The 12,517-nt window shown below is 72.8% G+C and carries 12 protein-coding genes; 9 read left to right on the forward strand and 3 right to left on the reverse strand.

Features of this window, described 5'->3' with window-relative positions; genetic code table 11:
- Positions 1–104: 104 nt before the first annotated feature.
- Positions 105–404, forward strand: coding sequence for a hypothetical protein (locus tag ASE27_RS00450; protein WP_056644554.1), 300 nt, complete (start codon positions 105–107; stop codon positions 402–404).
- A complete protein-coding gene (locus tag ASE27_RS00455; protein ID WP_056644562.1) occupies positions 401–1,984 on the forward strand; it encodes an alpha/beta fold hydrolase in 1,584 nt (527 codons plus the stop codon). Before ASE27_RS00450 ends, ASE27_RS00455 begins: the two co-directional genes overlap by 4 nt.
- Before the next feature lie 34 nt (positions 1,985–2,018).
- On the opposite strand, the gene ASE27_RS00460 is transcribed toward ASE27_RS00455, so the two are convergent.
- Positions 2,019–2,456 carry a protein-tyrosine phosphatase family protein gene (locus ASE27_RS00460; protein ID WP_056644564.1) on the reverse strand — a complete coding sequence of 146 codons (438 nt, stop codon included), beginning with the start codon at positions 2,454–2,456 and terminating at the stop codon, positions 2,019–2,021.
- 81 nt (positions 2,457–2,537) lie between these two features.
- A complete protein-coding gene (locus tag ASE27_RS00465) occupies positions 2,538–2,927 on the reverse strand; it encodes a phage holin family protein (RefSeq protein WP_056644566.1) in 390 nt (129 codons plus the stop codon).
- Between the two features lie 216 nt (positions 2,928–3,143).
- On the opposite strand from ASE27_RS00465, the gene hisC reads away from it, so the two are divergent.
- The 7 genes from hisC (at position 3,144) to ASE27_RS00500 (ending at position 11,726) form a co-directional block, all read left to right on the forward strand.
- Positions 3,144–4,196: a histidinol-phosphate transaminase gene (gene hisC / locus ASE27_RS00470; RefSeq protein ID WP_235535313.1), complete on the forward strand. Its 1,053-nt coding sequence runs from the start codon at positions 3,144–3,146 to the stop codon at positions 4,194–4,196.
- A 45-nt stretch (positions 4,197–4,241) separates the two neighbouring features.
- A complete protein-coding gene (locus ASE27_RS00475; protein WP_200955864.1) occupies positions 4,242–4,523 on the forward strand; it encodes a DUF805 domain-containing protein in 282 nt (93 codons plus the stop codon).
- 432 nt (positions 4,524–4,955) lie between these two features.
- A complete protein-coding gene (gene pdhA / locus ASE27_RS00480) occupies positions 4,956–6,086 on the forward strand; it encodes a pyruvate dehydrogenase (acetyl-transferring) E1 component subunit alpha (RefSeq protein ID WP_056646445.1) in 1,131 nt (376 codons plus the stop codon).
- Positions 6,083–7,093: an alpha-ketoacid dehydrogenase subunit beta gene (locus ASE27_RS00485; RefSeq protein WP_056644568.1), complete on the forward strand. Its 1,011-nt coding sequence runs from the start codon at positions 6,083–6,085 to the stop codon at positions 7,091–7,093. The genes pdhA and ASE27_RS00485 overlap by 4 nt, the downstream gene beginning before the upstream one ends.
- Before the next feature lie 76 nt (positions 7,094–7,169).
- Positions 7,170–8,618 carry a dihydrolipoamide acetyltransferase family protein gene (locus ASE27_RS00490; protein ID WP_056644570.1) on the forward strand — a complete coding sequence of 483 codons (1,449 nt, stop codon included), beginning with the start codon at positions 7,170–7,172 and terminating at the stop codon, positions 8,616–8,618.
- Positions 8,619–8,733: 115 nt separating this feature from the next.
- Entirely contained in the window at positions 8,734–9,291 is a 558-nt protein-coding gene (locus ASE27_RS00495) for a hypothetical protein (RefSeq protein ID WP_056644571.1), read from the forward strand.
- A gap of 89 nt (positions 9,292–9,380) precedes the next feature.
- Entirely contained in the window at positions 9,381–11,726 is a 2,346-nt protein-coding gene (locus ASE27_RS00500) for a choice-of-anchor A family protein (RefSeq protein WP_056644573.1), read from the forward strand.
- A 78-nt stretch (positions 11,727–11,804) separates the two neighbouring features.
- Here the strand turns inward: ASE27_RS00500 and ASE27_RS00505 are convergent, their stop codons facing one another.
- Positions 11,805–12,179, reverse strand: a complete 375-nt coding sequence (locus tag ASE27_RS00505; RefSeq protein WP_056761014.1) for a hypothetical protein — start codon at positions 12,177–12,179, stop codon at positions 11,805–11,807.
- Between the last annotated feature and the right edge of the window lie 338 nt (positions 12,180–12,517).

Raw genomic sequence — 12,517 nt, forward strand, 5'->3', positions numbered from 1 at the left:
GCGAGGCCATCTGGCCGTGCACAGGCCCAGCGCTGACGACGCTTCTCCACAGCCGGGCCTGACGGCCGGACGGAGCGCCCGGGGACGACCCTACGGTCGTGCGCATGTCGACCCCCGCCCCTCTCCCCGGTGCCACGTCCGCCTGGTCTCCTGCCCTCGAGGTGGTCGATCCACGGCCCGAGCTGCAGCAGGCGGCCGCTCAGGCGGCCGCAGCGATCCCCCTCGTGAACCGGAGCGCAGCGATCGCCTGGCGGGGCGACGCCTCGGAGGGATACCGGGCCGTCGTCGAGGAGACCGTCCGCGAGCTGCACCGCGTGGACCGGGTCGCGGACGGGGCTGTGGGAGCGGCCACGAGGTACGTCCGGACCCTCGAGACCGCGAACGCCGAGGCGAGCCTGCGATGAGCGGGACGTCCGACCCGACCGCGGGGATCGTGGTCTCGGGAGGCGTCACGTTCGTGGAGACGGCCGACCTGGTCGCGGCCGCGCTCGTGGTCGGGCTGGCCGTGCAGCGCGTCGATGCCGCGCTCGTCGAGGCGCGCCGCGCGCACGGCCTGGTCAGCGGGTCGCTCGCCGGACCGTCGTCGTCGGTCCGCTGGGTCGACGGGGCTGCGGCCTGCTACCCCGGGGCGCCCTCGCTCGGAGGGGTGCCCGGCTCCTGGGTGCCGGTGCCGGCGGAGGTCGTCGCGGCCCGCGCGGTGCTGCTCGAGGAGATCGTGGCTCTGACCGATGCGCTCGTGTCGGCCGAGGGGATTCTCCAGGGCCTGATCGACCGCCTCCGGAAGGCCGCCGGGATCTACGAGGAGGGCGAGTCCGGTGCCGAGGCCGTTGTCTCGTGGCTCGCGAGCGTGCCCGGGGTGGGGATCGGGGTCGTGATGGGCATGGGGGTCGTGGACGTCGTGAAGGGCGTGGCGACGGGTCACGGGATCCAGCTCTCGCGGCTCCTCACCGGCTCCGGCGCCTACCACGACGAGGCCGTCCGGGGATCGAGCGTGGGCATCGTCAGGCAGGTGCCTTGGGCGGGCCTGGCGGGGACGTCGAGCGTGGGCCAGGCCGCGGGGGTGCTGCGCGGGGTGTCGCAGTCGTACCGGGGGTTGTTCGCCCGGGACGTCACGACGACCGAGCTGCAGGGCGACGCCCTGCCCGCGGGGTTCACCAAACCGGTGGCGCACAGTGCCGAGGCGCTGCTGTCGGGGATCGACGTGGTCTACGGCAAGGGCAACGACCTGCCCGACTCGGTCGTGTCGGTCGAGAAGTACGTCGGGGTGGACGACCGTGCGACCTGGGTCGTGACGGTGCCGGGCACGCAGCTGGGGAGCTCGACCACCCCGTTCAGCATGACCTCGAACTTCGACCTGGTGCAGGGCGCCGACGCGGACAGCACGGCGTTCGTCCTCGAGGCCATGCGGCAGGCCGAGATCCCTGCCGGGGAGGAGGTCGTGATCGTGGGGCACTCGCAGGGAGGCATGGTCGCGATGGCCGTCGCGACCGCGGCGACGGGGGCCGCCGCGGGGGCGGGCGCCACCGGGGCTCCGGGGGGAGCCGCCCGCTACGACGTCCGGCACGTCCTGACCGCCGGCGCGCCCGTGGGCGGGGCGAGCCTGCCTGCGGGCGTGCGGGGCACGCACGTCGAGATCGAGCAGGAGGGCGTCTCCCAGCTCGACGGCACCGACAACCCCGTCGGCCGGGACCGTGTCACCGTCCGCGCAGACCTGGAGGCCCAGGGTGCACCTGGTACCGGGGGGAAGGTGCCGCACGGCGTGCCGTTCCACGTCGCGGTCCTGGGCCGGGCGCGCGAGGTCGGCCAGCCGGGGCTCTCCGACAACCTCGCCGCGATCGACGAGGCCGTGTCAGGGCAACGCGTCGAGGCGCGCTACTTCCGCGGGGCGCTCGAGCTCGATCCCGCTGCCGCGGCTCGCGCCCTGACCCCGCTCGGGGCGGTCGGGGTTCTCGTCGAAGGGCTCGAGGAGTCGCGGGGTGGCTGAGGCACGGCCACGACGGCGGTCCGCCGTGGACGGTTCAGCGAGACAGGTCGACGCCGGCGGCGAAGCGCCGCTGCCAGGGGGTCTCGACCGCGCGCTCGCGGTAGTGCGCACGGACCCAGGCGACGGCGTCGTCGCCCGGGATCCCGGCGAGCCGGGCGAGGATCGCCATCGCGGTGCCGGTGCGGCCCGTGCCGCCGTCGCACGCGATCTCCACCCGCGACGAGGCCGAGCGTTCGAACGTGTCCCGGAGCGCTGCGACCGCGTCCGACGGCGAGCGGGGGAGGCGGAAGTCCGGCCAGCTGATCCACCGCGACTCCCAGGCGACCTCGACGTGCGGCCGCGCGGTGAGATAGAGGCCGAGCTCCGGGGGCTCGGTCAGGTCAGGCGGTCCCGCGTGCAGGCCGCGACCGCGGACACGGCGCCCGTCGGGCAGGACGACGAGCCCGTCCGCCGTGTCGCTCCACAGGCCCATGGGTGTCCCTCTCCAGGGTCGGCGCCGATCCGGGGCGGGTCCTGCCGACGGGCTCGGCCCGCGCTCGGCCCGGGCGCGCGGTCAGACCCGCGACTTGGGCGCGACCACCGCGGAGATCGCGAAGTTCAGGACACCGATGATGAGCGCGGCGAGCATCGCCCACCAGAACCCGCCCTCGATCCGGATGCCCCAGTCCGTCTGCTCGGTGATCCACGCCGTGAGCATCAGCATGAGGGCGTTCACGACGAGCGTGAACAGACCCAGCGTGAGGATGTAGAGCGGGATCGAGATGACCTGGACGATCGGCTTGATGATCGCGTTGACCAACGAGTAGATGAGGGCCACGGCGAGGACGATCACGATCTGGCCGCCGACGGAGTCGGAGCCGACGATCTCGAAGTGGCTGCTCATGAACAGGCTCGTGAGCCAGATCGCGATGCCGGTGACGATGACGCGGATGACGAAGCTCATGCGTGTCATCCTGCCACCGCCCGGTGGGAGAGGTCGCCCGCACACGCGGTCGCCCGGTCGCCCGCACACGCGGTCGCTCGGTCGCCCGCAGCACCCGGCCCGCGAGGTGAGCGCCGCCGTCGGGCTGCTGGGCGGGGTGGCATCCTGGAGGGCGTGACCAGCCCCACGCCCTCCGTGCCCACGTCCGCACCAGCGTCAGCGTCCCAGGCCCCCCGCGTGCCCCTGCGTGCCGCCGTCGCCGCCCTGCCGGCCTACGTGCCGGGCGCGCGCCTCGCGCCCGGGGCGAGCGCGTTCAAGCTGTCGTCCAACGAGAACCCCTACCCGCCGCCCGCCGCGGTCGTCGCGGCCATCGTCGACGCGGCCGCGGACACCAACCGCTACCCGGACATGTACGCGACCGACCTGACCGAGGCCCTCGCGACCGACCTGGGCGTCGACGCGGCGCAGGTCGTCGTGGGCAACGGATCGGTGGCCGTGCTCGCGCACATCCTGTCGGCCGTCGTGGACGCGGGCGACGAGGTCGTCTACCCGTGGCGCTCGTTCGAGGCGTACCCGATCGCGGTCGCGGTCGCGGGCGGCACGTCGGTGCGCGTCCCGGTGACCCGGGACGGTCGCCTCGACCTGCCAGCGATGGCCGCGGCGATCAGCGACCGCACGCGGGTGGTCCTGGTCTGCACGCCCAACAACCCGACGGGCCCCGTGGTGCACGCGGGCGAGCTCGACGCGTTCCTCGCGTCCGTGCCGGGCGACGTCCTGGTGGTCCTCGACGAGGCCTACCTCGAGTTCGTGCGCGACCCCGAGGCTCCCGACGGCCTCGCGGTCCTCGCGGCGCACCCCAACGTGGTGCTGCTGCGCACGCTGTCCAAGGCCTACGGGCTGGCGGGGCTGCGCGTCGGCTACGCCGTCGCCGAGCCGGCGCTCGCGGCGGGCATCCGCGCGGTCTCGACGCCGTTCGGCGTCTCGCACGTCGCGCAGCGTGCGGCGCTCGCGGCGCTGTCGGTCAAGGACGAGCTGCTCGAGCGCGTCGAGCACCTGGTCGCGCGGCGCGAGCGCCTGGTCGAGGGTCTGCGTGACCAGGGGTGGGACCTGCCGGAGACGCAGGCGAACTTCGTGTGGTTCCCCCTCGGCGGCCCGACGGCGGAGCTCGCCGTGGGCGCGTCGGCCGCCGGTCTGCTGGTGCGCCCGTTCGCGGGCGAGGGCATCCGGGTGAGCGTGGGCGAGGAGGAGGCGACCGAGGCGTTCCTGCGGGTCGCGGCGGGCTGGCGGTAGCCGGTACCTGTTGCCGGAGGGGTCCACCGAGAGAAGACTCGCGGCATGGACACTCCCACGGTCGACCAGATCCCGGACGAGTACAGCTGGCTCTTCGGCACTGCTGCCCTGATCATCTGGGCCGCTGTCGCGATCATCTTCCTGATCGCCTACATCCAGATCATCCGCAAGGCCGGCTACTCGGGATGGTGGGTGCTCGTCGGGATCGTGCCCCTGCTGAACATCGTGATGTTCCTGGTGTTCGCGTTCTCGACGTGGCCCGTCACGCGCGAGCGCGACGCACTGCGGGCGCAGGCCGGGTACTCCAGCACGTACCCGCCGGGCTGACCCCCTGGCCCCCGGACGTCGCGGGGGCAGACCCCCGACCGTCCGGCCGACGCGCGAGCGCGCGTCCGGCCGGACGCGCGCCGGACCTGACGGATTGTGCCAACGATCCGCCCCGCCGCTCCCCGTGAGACCTGGGAAAGGGTCACAGGTCGTTGGAGGGAACCTCCAAAGACGGGCGGGCCAGGTTTGTCCTCCAATGGCGGAGGAAGCTACGCACTCGTAGCCTACGCTTGCGTAAGCTACGGTAACGTAGGTTCGGTCGGAGACGACCGAGGACCGACCCCCCGAGCGACCCGGGCCCCCGCCTCCGGCCGCACCCAAGGAGAGCGTGTGAACCAGCAGAACACCGCCGTTGCAGCAGATCCCGAGGTCGGGTCCTCCGCTGACCCGCAGGTCGACACCGGGGCAGGTCTCCCGGTCGACGCCGAGCTCCTGCAGCTCCTGACCCCGGCCGGCGTCCGGGTCGAGACCCCGGAGAACGCGGCCTACCGCGAGCGCGTCGCCCACCTGGACGCCGACGCGCTGCGCGGCCTGTACCGCGACATGGTCCTGACCCGCCGGTTCGACGACGAGTCGACGTCGCTCCAGCGCCAGGGCGAGCTGGGCCTCTTCCCGCAGTCGCTCGGCCAGGAGGCCGCGCAGATCGGGTCGGGTCGCGCACTGTCCCCGCAGGACTACGTCTTCCCGTCCTATCGCGAGCACGGGGTCGCCCACACGCGCGGTCTCGACCTCGCCGACATCCTGCGCCAGTTCCGCGGCGTCGACCACGGCGGCTGGGACCCGGAGGAGCACAACTTCCACCTGTACACGCTCGTGATCGGCTCGCACACGCTGCACGCGACGGGGTACGCCATGGGCGTCCAGCGCGACGGCCTGGTCGGCACGGGGGACCCGGCCAAGGACACCGCGGTCGTCACCTACTTCGGCGACGGCGCCACGTCCCAGGGCGACGTGAGCGAGGCCCTCGTCTTCGCCGCGGTCAACAACGCGCCGCTCGTGCTGTTCTGCCAGAACAACCAGTGGGCCATCTCCGAGCCCACGACCAAGCAGTCGCGCGTGCCCATCTACCAGCGCGCGCACGGCTTCGGCGTCCCGAGCGTCCGCGTCGACGGCAACGACGTCCTCGCGTGCTACGCCGCGACGGCCGAGGCGATCGAGCGGGCCCACTCGGGTGGCGGCCCCACGTTCATCGAGGCGTACACCTACCGCATGGGCGCCCACACCACCTCGGACGACCCCACGCGCTACCGGACCTCCGAGCAGGAGGCGGTGTGGCGTCGTCGGGACCCCATCGACCGCCTGCGCCTCCTCCTGGAGGCCGAGGGCGCCTGGGACGAGCAGTGGGCCGCGGACCTCGCGGCCGAGGGCGACGCGCTCGGCGAGCGCCTGCGGACGTTCGTCCGCGGCCTGGGCCGCCCCTCGACCGAGTCCATGTTCGAGCACGTCTACGCGACCGAGCACTCGGTCGTCACGGCCGAGCGCCAGTGGTTCGAGGAGTACGAGGCGTCCTTCGCGGACGACGGCGCGTCCCGCACGCACGACCAGCACGGAGGAGCACGATGAGCGCGCCGACCACCACGGCAACCACCACGTCCCGCCTCACGCTGGGCAAGGCCATCAACGAGGGCCTGCGCGCGTCGCTCGCGAGCGACCCCAAGGTCCTGCTCATGGGCGAGGACATCGGCCCCCTCGGCGGCGTCTTCCGCGTGACCGACGGCCTCCAGGCGAGCTTCGGCGAGGACCGCGTGGTCGACACGCCGCTCGCGGAGTCGGGCATCGTCGGCACGGCGATCGGGCTCGCGCTGCGCGGCTACCGGCCCGTGTGCGAGATCCAGTTCGACGGCTTCATCTTCCCGGCCTACGACCAGATCACGACCCAGCTCGCCAAGATGCACTACCGCTCGCGCGGTCGTCTCCAGCTCCCCGTGGTCATCCGTGTGCCGTTCGGCGGCGGGATCGGCGCGGTCGAGCACCACAGCGAGAGCCCCGAGGCCCTGTTCGCGCACACCCCCGGGCTGCGCGTCGTGTCGCCCTCGACCCCGCAGGACGCCTACTCGATGATCCGCGAGGCCATCGCGTCCCCGGACCCCGTGCTGTTCTTCGAGCCCAAGGGCCGCTACTGGGACAAGGGCGACGTCGTGCTCGACGGCCCGGTGGGCGACTCGACGCTCAACTCGGCCGTCGTGGTGCGCGAGGGCACGGACCTCACGCTCGTCGCGTACGGCCCGACCGTCCCGACCGCGCTCAAGGTCGCGGCGGCCGCCGCTGCCGAGGGCACGAGCATCGAGGTCGTCGACCTGCGCAACATCTCGCCGCTCGACACCGCGACCGTCGTCGCGTCGGTCCGCAAGACCGGGCGCTGCGTCGTGGTGCACGAGGCCGCGACCTACCTCGGCTCGGGTGCTGAGATCGCCGCCCGCGTGACCGAGGAGTGCTTCTACTCGCTCCAGTCGCCCGTGCTGCGCGTGGGCGGGTTCCACACGCCGTACCCCGTCGCCAAGCTCGAGCACGAGTACCTGCCGAGCCTCGACCGTGTCCTCGACGCGGTCGACCGCGCCATGTCGTTCTAGGCCCGGACCTCTCGGCCTGCCCGGCCCGTCGCACCACCCCCTGACCACAGCACCACGATCACCCGAGGAGCAGGCAGTGCCCACCTTCGAGCAGTTCAAGCTCCCTGACGCCGGCGAAGGACTCACCGAGGCGGAGATCGTGCAGTGGCACGTCGCCGTGGGTGACGAGGTCACGGTGAACCAGACGATCGTGGAGATCGAGACGGCGAAGTCGCTCGTCGAGCTCCCGTCCCCGTACACGGGTGTCGTCGCCGAGCTGCTCGTCGCCGAGGGAGACACGGTCGAGGTCGGCGTGCCGATCATCGTGGTCGACACCGACCCGTCGGGAGCCCCGTCCGCCGGGGCACCGGCCGCGGAGCCCGCGGCGGTGGAGTCGTCGGGCAGCGGTGCGGTGCTGGTCGGCTACGGCGTCGCCGAGCAGGCGAGCGCGCGCCGCCCGCGCCGTGGCGCCTCGGTGGCTGCGGCGTCCCCCGCAGGCCCGACGGCGGAGCCCACCTCTCCCGTCGCCGCGCCTGCCGCTCCCGTCGCCGCACCGGCGGCCGCAGCACCCGTGCGACCTGCGCCGTCGGGCCCCATCCGTGCCCTGGTCTCGGCCGCGACCGCCGGACGCACCGTGCTCGCCAAGCCCCCCGTGCGCAAGCTCGCGCGCGACCTGGGCGTCGAGCTCGCGTCGGTGCCCGCGACCGGGCCCGGCGGGATCATCACGCGCGAGGACGTGCTCGCCTACAGCGCGCGTTCCGAGCCGCGCACGCTCGCGACCTACGCGGGCGACGACTCGCCCTGGCTCAACGACGCCGGCACCGGCTCCTCGGTGACCCCCGACGGGCGCCAGACGCGCGTGCCCGTGAAGTCGGTGCGCAAGCGCACGGCCGAGGCCATGGTCCAGAGCGCCTTCACGGCCCCGCACGTGACCGAGTTCCACACGGTCGACGTCACCAAGACCATGAAGCTCGTCGCGAAGCTCCGCGAGGACCGCGAGTTCAAGGACGTGCGCGTCACGCCCCTGCTCATCACGGCCCGCGCCCTGCTGCTCGCGGTGCGCCGCCACCCCGACATCAACGCGAGCTGGGACGAGGCCGCTCAGGAGATCGTCTACAAGCACTACGTGAACCTGGGGATCGCGGCCGCCACGCCGCGCGGGCTCGTCGTGCCCAACATCAAGGACGCGCACCGCCTCGACCTCAAGGGGCTCGCGCAGGGCTTGTCCGACCTCACGGCCACGGCCCGCGCCGGGCGCACCACGCCCGCCGACATGTCCGACGGGACCATCACCATCACCAACGTGGGAGTGTTCGGGATCGACACCGGCACCCCGATCCTCAACCCGGGCGAGGCCGCGATCCTCGCGTTCGGCGCGATCCGCGAGCAGCCGTGGGTCCACAAGGGCAAGATCAAGAAGCGCTGGGTCACGCAGCTCGCGCTGAGCTTCGACCACCGTCTGGTCGACGGCGCGCTCGGCGCCTACGTCCTGAGCGACGTCGCGAAGATCCTCGAGGACCCGGCCCAGGCGCTCGTCTGGGGCTGACCACGGTCGGCTGACGAGGGCGCGGTGAACGGGGGAGGGAAGACCGGACGTCCTCCCGTCCCCCCGTCGCCGCCGTGCCCGTGCGCTACGGACCACGGCGCGCCAAGATCAGTTCGTGGAAGCCTGGATCGTCGAGAACGAGCTGGTCCTGACGTTCGTCCTGAACTCGCTCATCGCGATCGGGACGCTCGCTGCGGTGGTGTGGGCCGTGTGGTCCACACAGCGTGAGGTCAGGCGAGGCGAGACGTACCGACGCGAGCACCTCGACCAGGAGGAGCGGCACCAAGCGGAGCGCGTGACCGCGTGGGTCAGGGAAGCCCCCGAGGTCCTGGTCCTCGCGGACGACGACGAGCTGGACGGCGACCAGAACGACGGGCTGCGCGTCCTGCGGGTCATCAACACCTCCGACGCCCCCGTCTACGACGTCACGCTGCGCACCCTGGCCGGTGCCGGGTCGCCTGCGTACGTCGGTCGCTACCTCGAGGTGCTCGTGCCCGCGGACAAGGCCACCGAGATCGAGATCCCCGCGACCGGCATAGCCACCTCCGAGGCCGAGGTGGTCCTGATGACGTTCTCCGACGCGGCCGGTCGGTGCTGGGAGCGCGATGCGCACGGGGTGCTCGTGCGGCGCGCCGACCTCGACGCCGTGCACCGGCGGGTCACGGGGCCGTGACCGGCCCGGCTCGCCCGGCGAATACCTACCGGTTGCCCGGTCCAGCTCTCCACCCGAGACTGTCACCACGCGACGAGGAAGGGCGTGCCATGACCGTTGAGACCTCCCGGTTCGGACGAGCGGCGGCGCCCACGCGCCGAAGGCTGGTCGCCTCGACGTCGGTGCTCGTGCTCGGGGCGGTGATGACCTTCGGGGCCGCAGCCCTGGGGCCGTTCGTCGCCCCCGCTGCGGCCGACCAGCTGCCGACGTGCCCGACCGGGGACTCGGACGGCACCGTCGGGCCGCCGCTGTTCACGGACAACGCGGTCGCGGTCTACGTCGGCGGGGACTTCACGGCGAACGAGGACGCGGCCGAGTCGGAGGGCCTGATGGTCGTCCACGGGGACGCGAGCTTCGAGCGGGACGGGATCTTCAACGTCGGCGTCGTGGGTGCGGGCTCGGGCTCGGTGCCCACACCCGGATCGACCATGCTGGCCGTGGGTGGTGACCTGACCATCGGTCTCACCTCGATGGTGGACGTCGGTGCGGGGACCGCCGGGGGAGGCGCCGTGCACGTCGGCGGCGTGATCGACGACGACTCGCGGCTCCGGACGAACGGCGCGGGAGCCATAGAGAACATGGGGCAGGGCCCTGCGCTGTCCCCGTACGACCCGGACGTCTTCCCCCAGGAGATGATCGACGTCTCGGCCGAGCTGGCCGCACTCACGGCGAACGGCACGGCGGCTCGCACGGACGGCACGGTGATCTTCACAGCAGGCCCCGACGACCCTGCCCACTCGGGGCTCCAGGTCTTCGAGATCGACGGGGCGACCCTCGACGGCTCGAACGCCATCCAGTTCAACGGCATCCCGGACGGCGACTCGATCGTGGTCAACGTGACCGGGGGGCCCGTGGACTTCTCCCCTCAGGACTTCACCGCGGACGGCGTGCGGGTCGACGCGTTCGGCTTCCCCGGGTTCGGGGCCTTCGCGTCGAGCCTGATGTGGAACTTCACGGGCGACACCCAGGTGTCGATCGGTCAGAACGGTCAGTTCATGGGGTCGATCATGGGCCCGGACATCGACCTCACGGCGACCACGAGCACCAACGGGCGCATCCTCGTCGGTGGCGACCACACGATGGGGGGTGCGGGCACCGAGCACCACAACTACCCGTGGAACTACGCGTTCCCGTGCGAGGACGACGTGCCGCCGCTCCCCACCGAGTCCGGCTCCCTCACGGTGACCAAGAGCGTGGCCCCGGGCTCGGGCCTCACGGACCTCGTCTTCACGGGCTCGGCCCGCTGCACGCTGGCCGACGACTCGATCTTCATCGCCGGGTGGTCCGTCAAGGCCGACGAGGTCACGGTCTTCGACAACCTCCCTCTCGACGTCACGTGCGTGATCCTCGAGAACCTCGACGGGGTCTACGAGGACGTGGACGGAGAGCTCGTGCCGGTCGACGTCGAGGACCGGCAGTGGGCCGACCCCGTCTTCACGGTCGACGGGCAGGTCACCGACGAGTTCACCGTCACCGAGGACGGACAGAACATCACGATCGGCATCGCCAACGTGCTGCTCGGCACGGTCGACGTGGCCAAGGTCGTGAGCGGACCGGGGGACGGCTACGTGGGCGGCCGGACCTTCGCCGTCGACTGGCAGTGCTCGGCCGGGGCCTATGTCGACGGAGAAGCCGTCGAGCCCGCGGTGTCCTCGGGGACCGTGAGCGTCGCCGCGGGGGCCACGGCCCGCCCCACCGTGGGCGGAGCCGAGGCCTGGTTCCCGGTCGGGAGCACGTGCAGCTTCACCGAGGCGGCGCTCGTGGCCGAGCCCGGGGACTTCGCCGACACCACGTTCGAGTGGGAGGGGGCCACCGTGGACCCGGCCGAGGTCGTGGTCGGCACGGGCGCGGCGGGCATCGCCGTGGTCACGGTGACGAACACCTTCGTCAGCACCGTCGGGGGCTTCTCGATCGCCAAGGCCCTGACGGGGGACGGCGACTCGCAGGTGCCCGACGACACGGTGTTCACGGTGCGCTACACCTACGCGGTGAACGGGACGACGGTCAGCCAGGACGTCCAGGTGCCCGCCGACGGGACGCTCGTCCTCGGGCCCCAGGACCTGCCGGTGGGCACGGTCGTCACGTTCGAGGAGATCTCGCTGCCGGGGGTCCCGGGTGTCACGTGGGGCACGCCCACGATCACGGTCGACGGACAGGGGACCAACCGGCTCGTGGTCGAGGGCGGCACCACAGCCGAGGTCGTGGTCACGAACACGGCCGACGCCGCACCGACCCCGACCCCGACGCCCACGCCGACGGTCCCGACCACGCCCGACGGCGACCTGGCCTCGACCGGTGCTGACGTCGCGCTGCTCGCGGGGGTCTCGGTCCTGTTCGTCGTGCTCGGCCTCGCGATCGTCGCGGCCCGCCGCCGGCACCTCGCAGGGCGCGAGTAGGTCCCGGGTCGAGGCGCCGTCCTTCCGTACCGGCACCACCGGGCGGGAGGGCGGCGCCTGCACGTCCCTGCCCGGTGACTACCCCTGGTGGGTCGACGCGTGCCACCGGTCCTGCGTGTCGTACGGGAGCTCGTCGTCGTAGTACCACCCCACGGGCATGCGGGACGGGTCGAACCAGACGTGGCCACCCCTGGTCCAGCGACGCCGGTACGCGATGATCCGCTCGGGCGTGGTGTCCTCGACCCCGCTCTCGGCCCCGCAGCAGTCGCAGATCGCGTGCGTGGGCCCGTCGAGGGTCCAGCCCGGCTCCTCCAGGTCCCACGCGCACACGCGGCACAGCGTCGCGCGGTTCGCGGCGTCCCCCGGGCCGTCGGCCCGTGCGAGCCGGACGAGTGCCGAGAGGGCGCGGAGGGGGTGGGCTGCTCCGGGTGCTGCGATTCTCTGACGCGGCATGCGCGGATCCTTCTGCTCGGTCTCGGCCGTCGGACGTCGGTCCGACGGCGGGCCCACGCCGTCCGAGGCCCCGGAGTGCGCCCTCTCCAGGGGTGGCCGACGCGCGGGCTGGCGTGAGTCTAGACCGCGGAGCCATGGACGGGACAGGATGAAACGCCGGACTCCTGCCCGTGTCTCGGAGGCACGCTCCGGACACCTGAGGGCTTCTGCCGCAGAACCCTGCGACCCGCCCCCGCCACGGCGCCGACCGACGGGCGGCGCGGCCTCTCACAATCACCCGGGGGCGGCTGTGCGCAAAGCCTTACGGACGGGAAACGGTCGGCTCGCCCCCGGGAAAC

The sequence above is a fragment of the Oerskovia sp. Root918 genome (genome assembly GCF_001428945.1).
GTDB lineage: Bacteria > Actinomycetota > Actinomycetes > Actinomycetales > Cellulomonadaceae > Oerskovia > Oerskovia enterophila.